General features: G+C 71.1%; 14 protein-coding genes. 6 read left to right on the forward strand and 8 right to left on the reverse strand.

Features of this window, described 5'->3' with window-relative positions; all coding sequences use genetic code 11:
* Positions 1-11: 11 nt before the first annotated feature.
* The gene (locus ABEA43_RS58080; protein WP_345576373.1) at positions 12-878 is read right to left on the reverse strand and encodes an alpha/beta fold hydrolase; all 867 of its coding nucleotides are present in this window, start codon (positions 876-878) and stop codon (positions 12-14) included.
* A 150-nt stretch (positions 879-1,028) separates the two neighbouring features.
* Between ABEA43_RS58080 and ABEA43_RS58085 the strand changes: the two genes are divergently transcribed.
* Positions 1,029-2,246 (forward strand): cytochrome P450, encoded by a 1,218-nt coding sequence (locus tag ABEA43_RS58085; protein ID WP_345576375.1) that lies wholly within the window; start codon positions 1,029-1,031, stop codon positions 2,244-2,246.
* A 53-nt stretch (positions 2,247-2,299) separates the two neighbouring features.
* A complete protein-coding gene (locus tag ABEA43_RS58090) occupies positions 2,300-2,923 on the forward strand; it encodes a TetR/AcrR family transcriptional regulator (protein ID WP_345576377.1) in 624 nt (207 codons plus the stop codon).
* 114 nt (positions 2,924-3,037) lie between these two features.
* Here the strand turns inward: ABEA43_RS58090 and ABEA43_RS58095 are convergent, their stop codons facing one another.
* A complete protein-coding gene (locus ABEA43_RS58095) occupies positions 3,038-3,592 on the reverse strand; it encodes a TetR family transcriptional regulator (RefSeq protein ID WP_345576379.1) in 555 nt (184 codons plus the stop codon).
* A gap of 159 nt (positions 3,593-3,751) precedes the next feature.
* Here ABEA43_RS58095 and ABEA43_RS58100 point away from each other — a divergent pair, with 159 nt between their 5' ends.
* The gene (locus tag ABEA43_RS58100; protein WP_345576381.1) at positions 3,752-4,501 is read left to right on the forward strand and encodes an SDR family NAD(P)-dependent oxidoreductase; all 750 of its coding nucleotides are present in this window, start codon (positions 3,752-3,754) and stop codon (positions 4,499-4,501) included.
* A 205-nt stretch (positions 4,502-4,706) separates the two neighbouring features.
* On the opposite strand, the gene ABEA43_RS58105 is transcribed toward ABEA43_RS58100, so the two are convergent.
* Positions 4,707-6,158, reverse strand: coding sequence for an MFS transporter (locus ABEA43_RS58105; RefSeq protein ID WP_345576384.1), 1,452 nt, complete (start codon positions 6,156-6,158; stop codon positions 4,707-4,709).
* A gap of 101 nt (positions 6,159-6,259) precedes the next feature.
* On the opposite strand from ABEA43_RS58105, the gene ABEA43_RS58110 reads away from it, so the two are divergent.
* Entirely contained in the window at positions 6,260-6,691 is a 432-nt protein-coding gene (locus tag ABEA43_RS58110) for a MarR family winged helix-turn-helix transcriptional regulator (RefSeq protein WP_345576386.1), read from the forward strand.
* 103 nt (positions 6,692-6,794) lie between these two features.
* Here ABEA43_RS58110 and ABEA43_RS58115 read toward each other — a convergent pair whose 3' ends face one another.
* Entirely contained in the window at positions 6,795-8,852 is a 2,058-nt protein-coding gene (locus ABEA43_RS58115) for a cellulose binding domain-containing protein (protein ID WP_345576388.1), read from the reverse strand.
* Positions 8,853-9,070: 218 nt separating this feature from the next.
* On the opposite strand from ABEA43_RS58115, the gene ABEA43_RS58120 reads away from it, so the two are divergent.
* On the forward strand, positions 9,071-9,868 hold the full coding sequence (locus ABEA43_RS58120; protein ID WP_345576390.1) for a S1 family peptidase: 798 nt from the start codon (positions 9,071-9,073) through the stop codon (positions 9,866-9,868).
* Here the strand turns inward: ABEA43_RS58120 and ABEA43_RS58125 are convergent.
* Positions 9,855-10,052, reverse strand: a complete 198-nt coding sequence (locus ABEA43_RS58125; RefSeq protein WP_345576392.1) for a hypothetical protein — start codon at positions 10,050-10,052, stop codon at positions 9,855-9,857. The two genes, ABEA43_RS58120 and ABEA43_RS58125, sit on opposite strands and share 14 nt — an antisense overlap.
* Before the next feature lie 48 nt (positions 10,053-10,100).
* A complete protein-coding gene (aceE, locus tag ABEA43_RS58130) occupies positions 10,101-12,548 on the reverse strand; it encodes a pyruvate dehydrogenase (acetyl-transferring), homodimeric type (protein WP_345576394.1) in 2,448 nt (815 codons plus the stop codon).
* Between the two features lie 51 nt (positions 12,549-12,599).
* Between aceE and ABEA43_RS58135 the strand changes: the two genes are divergently transcribed.
* Positions 12,600-13,205 carry a GntR family transcriptional regulator gene (locus tag ABEA43_RS58135; protein WP_345576396.1) on the forward strand — a complete coding sequence of 202 codons (606 nt, stop codon included), beginning with the start codon at positions 12,600-12,602 and terminating at the stop codon, positions 13,203-13,205.
* A gap of 203 nt (positions 13,206-13,408) precedes the next feature.
* On the opposite strand, the gene ABEA43_RS58140 is transcribed toward ABEA43_RS58135, so the two are convergent.
* On the reverse strand, positions 13,409-14,185 hold the full coding sequence (locus ABEA43_RS58140; RefSeq protein ID WP_345576398.1) for a hypothetical protein: 777 nt from the start codon (positions 14,183-14,185) through the stop codon (positions 13,409-13,411).
* Positions 14,186-14,868: 683 nt separating this feature from the next.
* Positions 14,869-15,624: a DinB family protein gene (locus ABEA43_RS58145; RefSeq protein ID WP_345576400.1), complete on the reverse strand. Its 756-nt coding sequence runs from the start codon at positions 15,622-15,624 to the stop codon at positions 14,869-14,871.
* Positions 15,625-16,241: the final 617 nt, after the last annotated feature.

The following is a 16,241-nucleotide window of genomic DNA, read 5'->3' on the forward strand; positions in this document are numbered from 1 at the left end:
GGGCACGCAGGTCAGGAGCCGTGGGGGAAGAATCCGCGGAGCTCCGCGGCGACGCGTCCCGGCGCGCCGCGGCCGTTCAGCGGCGCCTCGTGCCCGACGCCGTCCAGCGTGACCCGCTCGGCCCGGGGCAACGTCGCCTGCAGCGCGTCGATGGCCCGGTGGATCGGCGGCGGCGTACGGATCCCGTCCATCAGCAGGACCTCGGCCCGCAGCTCGGCGAAGCCCTCGCTGCCGGCCATCTCGGCGAAGAGCCGCACGTCGTAACGCTGCAGCGGGATGAGCTCCGGTATGGACTCCTCGCCCGGCTTGTGCACTTTGCGCTGCCGCCGGAAGTACCACCTGAGGGCGAGCTCGAACAGCCGGCGCGGCAGCGCGACGGACATGCGCTCGGCCTGCACCCCCTGGACGAAGGTGACCATCGCCGCGGCGATGTCGCCCTGGTCCATCTCGCGCTCGAACCGCGGGATCCAGGTCAGGTCGAAGGCGCCGTACATGGACAGTGCGGGCTCGTAGACCGCGACGTGGCTGACGGCGGGCAGGGTCAGGGCCGCCTGCAGCGCGATGAGCCCGCCGGAGCTGTGCCCGAACAGCAGCCGTGCGCCGGTCTCGGAGAGCAGCGCGTCGATGTCCTCGCACTCGCGGGCCATGCGGTACTTCTCCCCCGGCGGCCCGCTGCGGCCCCGCCCGCGCCGGTCGAGGACGTACACGGAGAAAGTGCCGCACAACGCCTGCGCGAGCGCCATGTAGTGCTGGGCGGCGAGGTAGCCCCCGCTCACCAGGACGAGCCCGGGGCCGTCACCGAGCCGCCGGTAGCCGATCGTGGTGCCGTCCGCCGAGCTGACCACACCGGTCGCGTACGCCACTGCCGTGTCCGCCATGACCCCACCTCCTTAGCATCGCTAAATCGTCTCGTCCCCAGAGTGACTTAGCAGTGCTAAGGAGTCAAGAGCCACCTGACTTAAGGCGATTGCCTTATTAAGGACATCGCCTTAATGTGTTGGGCGACCGGAGACGACGAAGGGGACGCCATGACCAGCCCGACACCTGGCACCACACCGGACTACCCGTTCGACCGGGACACCGCCCTGGAGCCGCCGCGCGAGTGGGCGGAGCTGCAGGAGCGCTGCCCGGTGGCGCACGTACGGCTGCCCAGCGGCGACACGGCCCAGCTCGTGACCCGCTACGACGACGTACGAACGGTGCTCTCGGACGGGCGCTTCCGCCGCGGCGGGGCCGACGCCGCGCGGGTGTCGACCACGAAGGACGGCGGCCTGTTCGCCCGCAGCGGCGGCTCGGGCGCGGCCGAGGGCGAGGGCCATCTGCGCTGGCGGCGGCTGCTCACCCCGTCCTTCACCATCCGCAAGATGGAGACCTGGCGGTCGCGGATCCAGGAGATGACCGACGACCTGATCGACGACCTGGTGAAGTCGGGCACTCCCGGCAACCTGTCGGCCCGGCTCGGCCTGCCCCTGCCGGTACGCGTCATCTGCGCCCTGGTCGGCGCGCCGGCGGAGGACCAGGACAAGTTCGCGCACTGGTCGCAGGTCATGCTGACCCTGACCCGTTACAGCCAGGAGGAGGTGGAGCGGGCGTACCTGGAGTTCAACGCCTACGTCTCCGACCTGGTCGACGCCAAGCGCGCCACGCCGGGAGACGACCTGCTCAGCGAGCTGACGCAGATCTCCGACAGCCAGGACGGCCGGCTCGGCCACGACGAGCTGATCGCCACCGTACGTGCGCTGCTGCTGGCCGGGCACGAGACCACCTCCAACATGATCGCCATCATGGCGGCGATGCTGCTGGCCGAGCCCGACCGCTACCAGGCGGTGGTCGACGACCCGGAGCTGATCAGGGGCACGGTCGAGGAGGTGCTGCGGCTGGACAGCACGCTCAGCGTGATCGGCTTCCCCCGGGTGGCCACCGAGGACGTCGATCTGGACGGCCGGCACGTGCCCGCGGGCAGCACGATCATCCCGGCCCGGCTCGCGGCCAACCGGGATCCGCGCAAGTTCGACGACCCGGCCCGCTTCGACCCGCGCAGGGAGAACGCCGCCCAGCACCTGGCCTTCGGCATCGGCGCCCACTACTGCCTCGGTCAGCCGCTGGCCCGCATGGAGCTGCAGGTGGTGCTCGGCACGCTCACCCGCCGCCTGCCGTCCCTGCGCCTGCGCGACCGGCCCGAGGACCTGCGCCTGCGCACCGGTCTGCTGTCCGGCGGGCTCCAGGACGTCTGGGTCACCTGGTGAGCCACCCGGGCGCGGCGGTGTCCGCGCGGTCCGCGGGCGCCAGGAGCCTGATCATGCGCACCGCCGAACGCCTCTACGCCTCCCGTGGCTTCGCCGACGTGTCGATCCGGCAGATCGGCGAGGCCGCGGGGCAGCGCAACAAGTCCGCGGTGCAGTATCACTTCACCGGGCGTGACGAGCTCATCAAGGCCATCCTCGCCGAGCACGCCGCGGCCACGGAGCGCCACAGGTTCGCGATGATGAGCCCGCTGGGCGACCTCGCCGAGCTCTCGCTGCCCGACCAGATCCGCTGCATCGTGCTGCCCAGGATCGAGCACCACATCGAGCTGGGCTCCCCGTCCTGGTACGGGCGGTTCCTGGCCCAGGTGGTGGTCGAGCCGGCCCTGCGCGAGTACGCGCTGGAGGCGCACCTGAACACGCCGTCCCTGCGCCGCCTGTACGACGCCATCCACGCGCGGCAGGGGCGCGGGCGCGATCCCGTGCGCGGCGCGCGCCGCGAGGCCATGATCCGCCAGCTCGTGGTGCACATGACCGCCGAGCTGGAGTCGGAGCTGGCCAGGGAGCAACCGGCCGCCGGAGTCGCGGCCGGCGCCTGGCGCCGGTTGGGCGCCGACCTCATCACCGCCACGTGCGGCCTCATCGGCGCCATGGACGCCGAGGAGGCCGCCTCGGGCTGATCAGGCGTCGGACCCGACGCGGCCGCCTCGGGCTGATATCGGGCATCGGACCCGAGGAGGCCGCCTCGGGCTGATGTCAGGCGTCAGACCCGAGGAGGCCGCCTCGGGCTGATGTCAGGCGTCGATCCCGGCGCGGAGCAGCGCCCACACCCGGGCGGCGGCGACGCGCCTGGCGGGCCCCGGCCGCTTGGACAGGGCCCCGGCGAGCATGCCGACGATGAGCACCAGGTCGTCGGCGGTGACCTCCGGGCGCACCCGCCCGGCCCGCTGCGCCTCGGCGAGCGGCCCCGCCAGCAGGGCGGCCACGCGGTCGCGCAACGCGAGCAGCCGCGGGTCGGCGGGGAGCTTGCCGACCATGTCGATGAACGCGGTCGAGGCGATGGTCTGCTCGGTGATCAGCGCCAGCACGTCGTCGAGGGTGGCGCCCGCCTCGGCGGCCAGCGCCTCCAGCTCGGCGACACCGTCCTCGAAGGCGGCGAGCGCGAGGCTGGCGCGGTCGGGGAAATGCCGGTAGAGGCTGCCCTGGCCGACCCCGGCGGCGCGGGCGACGGCGCTGAGCGGCGCGTCGTAACCGTCGGCCGCGAACACCTCGCGGGCCGCCGCGATCAGCGCCGCCCGGTTCGCCGCCGCCGCACCCGGTCCTCTGTTCGTACGGCGCACATCAGGCATACCAGCCACGATATCAACCGGACACCATCCTCCGAATCGGCGATATCCGATTCCGCCAGCCGTCGACACTACTGAGCAGCACCGGCTACGGTGAGGACCGGACAAACCTGTCCGGTACCTGCCGGGCACCCTGCGACCGCCCGATCGAGAGGATCCCCCTTGACCACTTTCGAGAACAAGGTCTGCCTGGTCACCGGAGCGGGCTCCGGGATCGGCAGGGCGATGGCGGTCGCCTTCGCCAAGGCCGGCGCCCGCGTCGTGGTCTGCGACGTGAACGCCGAGTCCGCCCAGCGAACCGCCGCCGACCTCGGCGACGCGGCCGTGAGCGTGGCGGCCGACATCTCCGACGAAACCTCGGTGTCGGCGCTCGCCGAGGCGGCCATCAGCGCGTACGGCCGGATCGACGTGCTGTGCAACAACGCCGGGATCATGGACACGATGGCGTTGCCCGCGGACGTCACGCCGGAGCTGTGGGAGCGGGTGCTGCGGGTGAACCTGACCGGCACGTTCCTCGTCACCCACGCGGTGCTGCCGCACATGCTGCACCAGGGCGGCGGCGCGATCGTCAACACCGCCTCGGAGGCCGGCATCCGGGGCGGCGCGGCGGGCGTCGCCTACACCGCCTCCAAGCACGGCGTGGTCGGTCTGACCAAGAGCGTGGCCTGGGCGTACGCCAAGGACGGCATCCGGTGCAACGCCATCCTGCCCGGCCCCACCATGACCAACATCGCCACCGGCGCCACCTTCGACCCGGTCGGCGCCGCCCGGCTCGGCCCCGTGCTCGCCCTCGGCGAGCGCCTCGCCCAGCCGGAGCAGATGGCCGACGCCGCGGTGTTCCTGGCCTCGGACGCCGCCTCGTTCATCAACGGCGCGATCGTGCCGGTGGACGGCGGCTGGTCGGCGGCCTGACCGCTCGTCGGCGGCCTGACCGGTCCCGGCGCGGTAGTGACCGCTCGCCGTCGGCGGTCTGCGGCGGGTCCCGGCGCGGTAGTGACCGCTCGCCGTCGGCGGTCTGCGGCAGGTCCCGGCGCGGTGGTGACCGCTCGACCGGCTGATCGTGCGGAACGCCGCAGGTCAGCCGGACTGCTGGGCGGCTCCGCGCCCGGTCGGCAGGTCAGCCGGGCTGCTGTGCCGGGGCCGGGCGGTCGGCCGGCTCCGCGCCGGATCGGTGCGCGCCGGGGCGGCGGCCCGGGATCGTCAGGACGATGAGGGCCGCGACCAGCGCGACGCCCCCGCCGATGAGGAACCCGGCGCGGAAGCCGGCCTCCGACGGCAGCGCCACCGCCCCCATCTTGACCGTCATGTTGGCCAGCACCGCGCCGAGGACCGCGCTGGCGGTGGAGGTGCCGATCGACCGCATGAGGCTGTTCAGCCCGTTGGCCGCCGCCGTCTCGGTGCGCGGCACGGCGCTCATGATGATGGACGGCATGGCCGCGTACGCGAACCCGATCCCGGCGCTGACCACGCCGGAGAAGACCAGGACGCCCCACGCGTGGCCCATGAGGACGAGGGCCATCAGATAGCCGCAGGCGATGATGATCGTGCCGAGCAGCAGGGAGACCTTGGGCCCGCGGGCCGCGGACAGGCGGGCCGCCACCGGGGAGATCGCCATCATGACCAGCCCGGCCGGCGCCATCCACAGACCGGCCGCGACCATCGACTGGCCCAGGCCGTACCCGGTGGTGGTCGGGAGCTGCAGGAGCTGCGGCGTGAGCAGCGACATCGCGTACATGGCGAAGCCGATGACGATCGAGGCGAGGTTCGTCATCAGCACCTGGCGCCGCGCGGTGGTGCGCAGGTCGACCAGGGGCGCGGGCGTGCGCAGCTCCCACCAGCCCCACACCAGCAGGACCACCACGGCGGCGGCGAGCATGCCGAGCGTGGTGCCGCTCGTCCAGCCCCAGTCACTGCCCTTGGAGATCGGCAGCAGGAGCAGGAGCAGCCCCGCCGCCAGCCCGGCCGCCCCGACGAAGTCGAACCGTCCCGGGGACTTGACCGGGGACTCCGGCACGATCAGCAGCACCAGGACGAACATCACCAGGCCCAGCCCGGCCGCGCCCCAGAACAGGGCGTGCCAGCTCACGTACTGGGCGACGAGCGCGGCGGCGGGCAGGCCGAGCGCTCCGCCCACGCCGAGCGAGGAGCTCATCAGGCCGATCGCCGAGCCGAGCCGCTGCGGCGGCAGGACGTCCCGCATGATGGCGATGCCCAGCGGGATCACCCCCATGCCGAGCCCCTGCAGCGTGCGGCCGATCACCATGGGGAGCAGCGAGTTGGCCGGGGCGCACACCAAGGAGCCGACGGCCAGCAGCAGGGTGCTGACCATCATGACGCGGCGCTTGCCGTACAGGTCGCCGAGCCGTCCGGACACGGGCATGGCCACCGCGCCGGCCAGCAGGGTCGCGGTGATGGCCCAGAAGGCGTTGGCGGTGGAGGTGTGCAGCAGGGCCGGCAGGGTGGCGATCAGGGGAACGATCAACGTCTGCATCAGCGAGACCGTGATGCCCGCCGCCGCCAGCACGCTGATGATCGCCCCGCTGCGCGGCGCGGCGTGCGTCGAGCTCATGGATCTTCTCCGTATCCCTCACCATATGCACCATGCATACAGCGTGTAGCCTACACATCGCTGTCAGGAGGGATATCCTGGCCTCCGACCGGGAGGGATTCGTGCGCGAGGAGATCGCCGGCATCGAGCGCGAGCTCATGCTCATCGGCCGCTACAAGGAGCTCGCGGCGGCCTCCGCCGCCCCCGCCGAGCGGCGGCTTGAGCGTAGCAGCAGCTACATCCTGCTCAGCAGGCTGGAGGCGGAGGGGCCGATGTCGATCGGCCAGCTCGCGCAGGCGTTCAACCTCGACGCCTCCACGGTCAACCGGCAGACCGCCGTCCTGCTCCGCGAAGGGCTGGCCGAGCGCATCCCCGATCCTGAGGGCGGCATGGCGCGCAAGCTCCGCATCACCGCCGAGGGCCTGCGCCGGGTGGACGGGGAGCGCGCTTACCGGCGCGACGGGCTGGCCACCGTACTGAAGGACTGGACCCCCGAGGAGCTGGCCTCCTTCGCCGAGGGGCTGGCGCACTTCAACGCCAGCATCGAGCACTAGCCACCGGCAGCATGGAGCCGCCCGGTGGCCTCGGCCACCGGGCGGCTCTCCAGCGGGTGGTGCGGACGGTCTCGGTCAAGCGGGTGGTACGGACGGTGCCGGTTCAGCGGGTGGTGCAGACGGTTCCGTTGAGGGTGAAGACGGCGGGCAGCACGTTCGGGCCGCTGTAGTTGCCGACGAAGCCGATCGTGGCCGAGCCGCCTGTGGGCAGCGCGCCGCCGGTGGGCTCGTTGACGACCTTGACGTGCGAGCCTTCCTGCGTCCAGACGGCGCTCCAGCCGGAGCCCAGGCTCTGCCACGGGCGCGGCCAGTCGAAGTCCAGCGTCCAGCCGCTGACCGGCGCGCCGTTGTTGGTGATGTCGATGGCGCCGACGTAGCCGCTGCCCCAGTCGGTCTGGTTGGTCAGGCGAACCGAGCAGGAGCTGGTGGCGGGCGTGCCGGTGGTGAACGTCAGCGGCGGTGAGGCCCACGAGACGCCGCCGCCGCTGTCACGCGCGATCACGTTCACCGTGTAGCGGGTGCCGGGCTTGAGGTTGCCGACGGCCAGCGAGGTGCCGCGGCTCTCGCCGAGCTGCTCGCTGACGCCCGAGTCGTTGCGGTACACCTCGTACTTCGCGATCGGGCGGGTCCCGGCGGAGGCGGCCGGCCAGGAGACGGTGGCGGTCTTGTCGGTGACGTTCGAGGCGACCGGCTGCCCGGGCGCGCCCGGCAGGCCGGCCTGGGAGCCGGCGGGACGCACGACGATCGTGGTCATCGACAGCGGCGGGAGCGTCTGGCTGGTGGCGCTGCCCGCGGTGGAGCTCGTGATGGCGGCCGCGCCGTTGGTGTGCGTCAGCACGGAGGGCGCCCCCGCGGCCGGCGTGAGCCCCGTGTAGCCGATGGCGACCGGGTAGGAGGTGTCGGACGAGGTGTTGATCAGCAGCACCGCGAGGTCGCCGTTGGGCCGGCGGGCGGCGTGCGCGGCAACCTTGGGCTGGTCGGTGGCGACGCGGACGAACTGGTCGCCGGGCCGGGCGAACCTGCTCATCATCTGCAACGCGTAGTAGGGCGCGAAGGGCGTGTTCAGGGCCGGTTCGCAGACGTCGCCGGCCGACGTGCACGTCCCGCTCGACAGCAGCCCGAAGTCGCCGTAGTCGGTGTGCCCCTCGACCTGGCTGACGGTGCCGATGCCGTTGTGGACGTTCCACCAGTCCACGCTGAACACCCCGTTGGCCAGCAGTGTGGCGTAGGCGTCCGCGGCGGCCAGCGCACCGGGCTGGGTGGTGGTGCCGCCGCTGCTGGTACCGGTGTTGAACTCGGTCATCGCGATGCCGATCCGCTCCGAGCCGGGCCCGGCGCCGGCCGCGATCTGCTGGCGGGTGAGCTGGATCATGTCGGTGACCTGCGCGGCCTTGTCGAAGGCGCCCGGATACCAGTGCAGGATGACGAAGTCGATCTTCGGTCCGGCGATCGACAGGACGACCTTGTTCCAGGTCCCGGCGTCGCCGCCGGCGACGATCCCGTCGGGCCAGTTGGCCGGGGTGGTCAGCACCGCGCCGATCTTGATGGACGGGTCGGCCGCCTTCATCGCGTCGGCGTAGGCCACGACGTGGCGGGCGTACTCGGCCGGGCTCTTGTCGGCGTGGTTGTCGGCCTCCCAGGCGCTGCCGTAGTGGCCGTTGCCGTAGTTCTCGTTGCCGATCTCCCAGTACTTGACGCCGTAGCCCTTGGTCACGTTGGCGTGGCGGACCCAGGCCGCGGCCTCCTCGGCGGTGCCGGTGCCGTAGTTGGCGGTCACCATCGCCTGCGCCCCGGTACGCCGTACGCCGCGCATGAAGGTGTCGAAGTCCGTGTTCGGCGCGACATAACCGCCGGGCGCGGTGTGGTCGGCCCAGTGGTAGATGTCGGAGTAGGAGCCGCCCGGGTAGCGCAGCAGCTTCACGCCCGCATCCTTGAGCCGGTCGGCGGTGTCGTCGGCGCCCAGGGTGGTGTCCCAGATGGCGTGGTTGGAGCCGATGCCCGTCTGGGGGACGGCGGCGAGCCCGGCGCGGGCGTTGACGCTGACGGCCACGGGGGCGGCATCGGGGGCGGCGTCGTCGGCCTGCGCGGCTGGAGTGGGGGCGGACAGCGCGGTCAGCGCCAGCAGGGCGGCGGACGCTGCGCGTAAACGGGCCTTGTGCATGAGGACACCTCGCCAGGAGCGGACAGTGGTTCGACGTTCCTCCCGACCGGGGGGCACGCTGATCCTGCGGCCTGACGCCGTAACCGGTCAAACATGGCTGAAAGTTTCACTCCGCCCGGCCGTTGCCCGGGCGCTCGCCGCAGCGGCGAAACAGGTGCCTACGTAGATCTTTTTCCGTGTTTTACCATGTCAGCGCCATCAGCGAATACACTCTCGGAATGCGGTATGTCCCTTTTGTCCTGGTTGTTGCTGCGTCGGTCGCCTTCCACGCGACCCCCGCGGCAGCCATCACCAACGGCTCTGTCGACGGTGACGCCCACCCAGAGGTCGGGGCTCTCATCGCCGACAAGCAGAACTCCGACGGCACGTGGAGCTACTGCACCGGGACGCTGGTCTCGCCGACCGTCTTCCTGACCGCCGCGCACTGCGGTGAGAAGAAGCAGAAGACCGCCAAGGTCTCCTTCTCCGGCCGTTACGAGCCCGGCGCCACCCTCTACTCCGGCCGCTACATCGCGGACCCGCGTTACAACGAGAAGTCCGAGCTGCACGACATGGCCGTCGTCGTCTTCAGCGAGCCTGTGACGGGCATCACGCCCGCCCAGCTGCCGAGCGCGGGCCTGCTCGACCGCTTGGAGGCCGACGGCAAGCTGAAGTCCTCCCGGTTCACCCCGGTCGGATACGGCTCGCTGGAGCCCACCGCCGCCCCGGTCAAGGGCTCGGCCAAGAAGGCGCACGGTAGCCGGTATCACTACACCGACACCCGCTACCAGGCGTCCATCTCCTTCAAGGACCTGTCCCGCAAGTGGCTCGACCTCTCCCTGCGCGCCAAGGGCGACGGGAGCACCTGCTTCGGCGACTCGGGCGGCCCGAACTTCCTCGGCGACGCCGACTCCCACCTGCTGGTGGCGACGTCCATCAGCGGGGCCGACGACGCCTGCAAGGCGACCAACTTCGACTACCGCCTGGACTCCCCCTCCGCCAGGACGTTCCTCGGCAAGTACGTCACCCTTCCCTGAACGGCTGCGCGGGCGGCCGGGGCGGCTCCGCGCCGTCCTGGCCCGCGCTGACGAAGGGTCGGGGCGTCTGGTCGGGCCTCGGCGGCGCCTGGTCGACGAGCGCTTGGATCGCCGTCCTGCGCCGCTCGATGCCCGCCCCGTCAATGCTGATCCGCGGCCTGTTTCGGCTCTTGTCATCGGTCACGGTCACGGAGCGTACTGACCCGGGCACCAAGAGCGGGTCACGGGCAGGTTAGTCCTCGACCGCCTTGAGCACCGCGTCCGCGATCGAGCGCGGATCCACCCCGAAGTGCTCGCGTACGGCCTCCCGCGTCCCGGACAACCCGAACCCGTCGGTGCCGAGCGAGGTCCACGGCCGGTCGATCCACGGCCGGATCTGGTCGGGCACCGCCCGCATCCAGTCGCTGACCGCGATCACCGGCCCTTCGGTCCCCGCCAGCGCCTGGCGCAGGTACGGGACGCCCGTCGCGGTCATGGCCTCCCTGCGCAGCTCGCTCCACGAGGTGACCGACCAGACGTCCACGCCGAGGCCGTACTCGTCCTGGAGCAGCCGCTGCGCCTCCAGCGCCCAGTGGATCGCGGTGCCGCTGGCCAGCAGGTGCGCGGCGCCGCCGCCGGCGGAGTAGCGGTAGATGCCCTTGACGATGCCCTCCTCGACCCCGTCGGGCATCGCGGGCTGCGGCATCGGCTCGTTGTAGAGGGTCAGGTAGTAGAACACGTCCTCGGCGGCCGGTCCGTACATCCTGGCCAGCCCGTCGCGCACGATCACGCCGACCTCGTACGCGAAGGCCGGGTCGTAGGCCAGGCAGGCCGGGTTGGCGGAGGCCAGGAGCTGCGAGTGCCCGTCCGCGTGCTGCAGCCCCTCCCCCGTCATCGTGGTGCGGCCGGCGGTCGCGCCGATGAGGAACCCGCGGCCGAGCTGGTCGGCCAGGGCCCACATCTGGTCGCCCGTCCGCTGCCAGCCGAACATCGAGTAGAAGATGTAGAAGGGGATCATCGGCTCGCCGTGGGTGGCGTAGCTGGAGGCCGCGGCGGTGAAGGACGCCATCGAGCCCGCCTCGGTGATGCCCTCGATGAGGATCTGCCCGTCCACCGCCTCCTTGTACGACAGCAGCAGCTCCCGGTCGACGGCTTCGTAGCGCTGGCCGAGCGGTGAGTAGATCTTCGCCGTGGGGAACAGCGACTCCATGCCGAACGTCCTGGCCTCGTCGGGCACGATCGGCACCCAGCGCCGGCCGGACTCCGGCTCCTTCATCAGGTCCTTGACCAGCCGCACGAACGCCATCGTGGTGGCGATCGGCTGCGCCGACCCCTTGGCGAGCGCGGTGAAGGGCCGCTCGCCGGGCTGCGGCAGCACGTGGTGGGAGACCGTCCTGGCGGGGATCGGGCCGCCCAGGGCGCGCCGCCGCTCAGCGGCGTAGCGTGCCTCGGGCGAGCCGGGGCCCGGGTGCAGGTAGGGGGGCAGGTCGCCGCTGAGCGCCCGGTCGGATACCGGCAGGCCGAGCCGGTCGCGCATGACCTTGAACTCGTCCTGGGTGAGCTTCTTCATCTGGTGGTTGGCGTTGCGCGCCTCGACGCCCGCGCCCAGCGTCCAGCCCTTGACCGTCTGCACCAGGACCACCGTCGGCGCGTCGGTGTGCTCCAGCGCCCTGCGGTAGGCGGCGTACACCTTGCGCGGCTCGTGGCCGGCCCGCGATCCGCCGACGATCCTGCGCAGGTCCTCGTCGGAGTGCGGCACCGCCAGCCCGCCGAACAGCCGCTCCCTGATGTAGCCGCCGGTCGAGGCGGCGAACGTCTGGAACTGCCCGTCGGGGATCTCCCCCAGCCTGGCCACCAGCTCGTCGGAACCGAGCAGGCCGTCCCACTCCTGCCCCCACAGCGCCTTGACGACGTGCCAGCCCGCGCCCTTGAAGACGCTCTCCAGCTCCTGCACGATGCGGGTGTTGCCGCGGACGGGCCCGTCGAGCCGCTGGAGGTTACAGTTGATCACGAATGTCAGGTTGCCGAGCCCTTCCCTGGCCGCCAGCGTCAGCGCCGCCGTGGACTCGGGCTCGTCCATCTCGCCGTCGCCGAGGAAGGCCCAGACGTGGCTGCGCGAGGTGTCCTTGATGCCGCGGTTGTGCAGGTAGCGGTTGAAGCGGGCCTGGTAGACCGCGTTCAGCGGGCCGAGCCCCATCGACACGGTCGGGAACTGCCAGAAGCCGGGCATGGCCCTCGGGTGCGGGTAGGACGGAAGCCCGCCCTCGGTCTCGCGCCTGAACAGGTCGAGCTGCGCCTCGCTCAGCCTGCCCTCCAGGAAGGCCCGCGCGTAGACGCCCGGCGAGGCGTGGCCCTGGAAATAGACCTGATCGGCGGAGCCGTGGAAGAAGTGGTTGAACCCCACCTCGTAGAGCCACGCGGCCGAGGCGTAGGTCGCCAGGTGGCCGCCGAGCCCGAGCTTGCTGCCCCGGCTGACCATGACCGCGGCGTTCCACCGGTCGTAGGCCGCGATGCGCTCCTCCAGCTCGATGTCGCCCGGATAGGCAGGCTCCTCGGCCGTGGGCACCGTGTTGACGTAGCGCGTGCTCGTGGCCAGCCTGCGCAACAGGTATTCGGCCCGATCGGGACCGGCAGCCCTGCGGACCGCCTCGAGGGATTCGAGCCACTCGGCGGTCTCTTGAGGATCCAGATCTCTCTGCATGCGTACCATTAAACACCCTATGATCGATCATCCTATGAGAGGACATACTCGGTGGAACCTGTAGGGCGGCGGCCGCTGCGTGAGGAGATCCGCAAGGTGCTGGTCGACGGCCTGATCAGCGGCCGATGGGAGCCCGGCGACCGGATCGTGGAGCGCCGCCTGGCCACCGAGCTGGCGGTCAGCCAGGCCCCGGTGCGCGAGGCGCTGCGCGAGCTCGAAACGCTCAGGCTGATCGAGTCGTCGCCCAACAGAGGCGCGCGGGTCCGCGGCTTCTCGCCGTCGGACCTGCGCGAGGTCTACCAGGTGCGGGCGGGCCTGGAGGAGACGGCCACCCGGCTGGGCCGGCCGCCGGTCGAGGCGCTGCGCGCCCACGTGACCCGCCTGCACGCGGCCGCCGCCGCAGACTCACTGGACGACCAGGTACGCCACGGCGTCGCCTTCCACCGGGAGATCGTGGCGGCGGCCGGCAACGCGCTGCTGCTGTCGGTCTGGGAGTCTTTGGGCATCGAGGTGTGGACGCACATGTCGATCCGGCTGTTCAGGATGCGCCCGCACGAGAACGCGGCCGGCCACGAGCCCCTGGTCGAGGCGTTCGACAGGGACGACCCGCAGGTCGGCCGCCTGCTGCACGACCACGTCCTCGGCTACGCACCCTGAGCCCCACCTGTGGCGATGCCCCTCCTGGCCGGCGGGCGGCGGGGTTGCGATCGAAGAACCCGGTAGCCGTACCGGGCGCGCTCTCGGTTGATCTGGTCGGCGATTGAGCCGCACCGGGCGAGCCTCGCCGATCGCCAGGCAGGCGAGCCCTGCGACCGGGAGTACCCGATGGCCCTGCTCACCCGCGCTGACTTATGGGGCCTTCATCCTGGAGCCGCTGTCACGGCGACGCCGTACGGGTGCGTACCGCACCGCAGAAGGGTGCCTTGAGAGGTCACCTGGCAGGGGCGGGAGTCCTTTGAGAAGGGCCAGATGCTCTGCAGGGGCATGCCGTCGCGCGCCTGGATCTGACCTGCCTGGGCGAGCCGGACGGGATCGTTCAGGGGCCTGCTCCGATCCCCGAGGACGCGTCCGAAGGGGACGTGGGTGTAGAAATACGGAGCTCCGGAGCTGCAACTCCCCCAGTTGCGCCGGGCGTACGCGAGCTGGTTCAGGTAGTCCAGCCGTCCTGGATCCAAGATCGGGGACGGCGGCCCCGAGAACCGGGAGCGTCGCACCTCGCTGCCAGGAACGCTGACCCCGGCCTTGGCCGCCTCAACGTGGGCCTGGCGGAGGTTCTCAGGGACGTCGTGGTTGGAGTCGAGCAGATACCAGACGATCGCCAGGTTGAAGTGGGCCAGGGATCTGTTCATGGGGCGTGTTTCCTGGCCGAGGGCGTCCATGAAGCTGTTGCGCGCCTCTTTGAGCAGCCGCTTGCGCTCCTTGGGCGGGCGGTGGGCTGCCATGGCGGCTTCCAGCTTGATCAGCCCGCTGTTGAGCGGACCGGCTATCAGGCTGTCCACGCTCTCCTGGATGGAGGTAAGCAGCCTGACCTCGGCGGTCTGGAGCTCCAGCACCTCCCGCGCGACCATCTCGGCCATGCGCGTGCCAGCGGACTCGGCGAGCTTTGCCAGGATGAACAGCACTACCGCTTCAGCCATGGCGACCTTCCGCTCGACTACGCAGCACTGCCAGTCTCCAGCTCGCCCGGTTGTGATGAAAGACCCGTGCCCCACCTTCTCCACGCCCCGGTCACTGCGGAGGGCGCGAGCTGGTGCGCGGGTGATGCATGGCGAGATCCCCGACCCGTTCCGCCCGTGATGCTGAACCAATGACGGCGTGACCGACCTGCCACGGCCCCTTAACCGCATCTTCCCCGAAGGCCTTGACCATCGCGTCATCGTGTCGGCCACTCTGCGGTTGACACAGCAGAACGGCTCGACCCGCTGGGGCCGGACGACCCCACCAGCGCGAGCGCGTTCGTGGGGTCCGGGGCGGCCGACTCTCAACCCGAGGTCATTCTCGGCGACTCGTTTCTTCCCGAAGACTGAACCGCGGGGCCGGCTCGCCGTCAGCTGCGACAGCGGCGGGCGGCGGTGTCAGGGCTGACATCCAGAACTGCGGCGACCTCGTCCCAGGTGGCTCCAGCCGTTCGGTCGGCGGTGACGGTCGCGGCAGGTGTGCGCGCGAGGGTTACGGCTCGGCCATCGAGGGACAAGTCCGGCGCGATAACGATCATTGGGCCGATTCCGCGGGTCGGAACTGGCAGGGACGGGAGTTGACGAGCCGGCGTAGCGGCACGCAATGCGGCTGGAGGTCATTTCCGGCCGGGTTCCGCGCCAGTTCAGGCACCGGCCTCGAGTACGGCGAGGTCGCGCACCGCATACCGGTGATGCTCGGCCTCTTCCTTCAGCACCACCTTGAGGCAGCGGCGCACGACGTACTCCTGGTCGGGATACGGGTCCGCCGGCTTGCGACCGCACACCCGATCGAGCTCGGCCTCGGTGAGCCCGTCAACGACACGGCGCATCGTGGCCATGCGGGCGAGCCGCGGCGCGAGCACCTCGTCGAGCGTCGGGGTGGCTTCGAGCGTAAGACCGAGCTTCGCCGTCGCGTCGGGCGGCATCCCGCCGTGAGGGAAGCCCAGCGGGTGGTACGGCGCTTGCTCCTCCAGCACGGCATTGCCGAGCCAGGCATCGCCGGCCAACAGCAGGTGCCGTTGGGTCTCGACCAACGACCACTCGCCGTTGACCTGCTCGTGCAGCTTGGCCTCGGGCAACAGCCGGGCGCGGTCGAGCGTCGCCGCCCACAGCGTCTCGATGGCATACCAAGCAGCCCGGTAGTCGTCGGGGGACGCGGCGTCACGCGCCAGCACCCGCGTGGGGTGCCGCCGGTCGAGCTCGGCCTCGACGTAGGCGGTCACATCGACGTCGTTGACGACGAGACGCTCGAAGGCGCCACCGAGGTAGACGTCGCTCCCATAGCAGTCGACGATCTTCAGACCGCTGACCTCGCAATCGCGGACCTCAAGACCGACAAGGTCGCACAGGTGGATGCGGGCACCACGGAACTGGTCACTCTGGGCGTACTCAGCAGTCATCGAAGCAGTCTCCCGCACCCGTCCCGCCCGCGCCATGTTTGGCAACTAAGTTTCGGAGCCAGCCGTGTGGAACGAGGGTCAGCACGCGGGTCGCCGAGTGGGATCTGGGGCAGCGGCACGGCGTGCTCCTCAGGGGGTCGGGGCTGGTCAGTGGGGTTGCAAGCCCCTGACCCTCCACGCCGACTGTGTGCAGGGAGTCGTACCAGGCTCGTGCCTCATTCTCCTCGGTCGTGTGCATGCCCAGGGCGAGGACACCAGCGGCCGGGACCGAGGCGAAAAGCGCCTCCGGCAGGGCGCGCCGCCCGGACAGCGGCAGGCCCGTCACGTCTTGGCCGCGCGCAGGAGGTCGAACACCGCGAAATGGACCAGCTCGTCGCGTGCCAGGGCGGCGCGGTTTCCAGACCAGCCGGCTGAAGCGACGGGAATGTGGCTGCGCGATCTGAGCGCGTGCGACGTCGGCCCGCTCACACTGCGCAGTGACGCCTTCGACCTGCTGCGATGGCTACGGTTCCTGCACATGCTGCGGGTGGAGTGGCAGCGGGCCGAGCGCGGCCACGTGCGGGGGCTGGTGGAGCACCTGCGCCACGCACCCAATCCGCAGCGATTACGCCGTCCGC

Source organism: Nonomuraea rosea, assembly GCF_039539705.1.
Classification (GTDB): domain Bacteria; phylum Actinomycetota; class Actinomycetes; order Streptosporangiales; family Streptosporangiaceae; genus Nonomuraea; species Nonomuraea rosea.